The 534-nt window shown below is 37.3% G+C and carries 1 pseudogene; it reads left to right on the top strand.

What is annotated here, in order from left to right:
• Positions 1-308 (top strand): annotated as a pseudogene (locus ACS8FD_RS24160) (histone deacetylase family protein); the annotation flags it as partial.
• Between the last annotated feature and the right edge of the window lie 226 nt (positions 309-534).

The raw sequence follows: 534 nt of genomic DNA, 5'->3' as shown, positions 1-534 counted from the left end.
ATAACGTCAACTTCCCAATGCCGCATGGTACTGATGAGGACGGCTTTTTTGAGTATGTCGATAAATCCATCGATACTATAAAAACCTTTGATCCTGATGTCATCGTCCACGTCTTAGGGTTTGATGTCTACAAAGATGATCCAGAAGCGAGATGTAAGGTCAGTACAGAGGGCTTTAAGATATTGGCGCAAAAGATGAAAGCGTTAAACAAACCTTTGATTGTACTGGTAGAGGGTGGCTACTATATCCAAAAGCTCAACCATAATTTACAGGCGTTTTTATCTGGGTTAGTAGGAGAAGATAGCTAATCATTTGTCTGATTATTTGACTGACTGTTTGACTGGTTATCTGATAAAGATGGCTTTATTAAAACCCGACTTAAAATATAAAGGACACGGTAACAGTTATCGTGTCTTGTTCCATATTGTCGTATATTTGTCCATTGGTCGCCTAAAACTTAATAAATCTTTTGGCATATAAATGCCAAGTATTCTTTATAACGCTTATCCAACCTGTCAATTTACGCTATAATCA

It is taken from the genome of Psychrobacter sp. 1U2 (assembly GCF_051847575.1).
The sequence above is the reverse complement of the archived record's forward strand: the minus strand, read 5'-3'. Positions and strand labels throughout refer to the sequence as shown.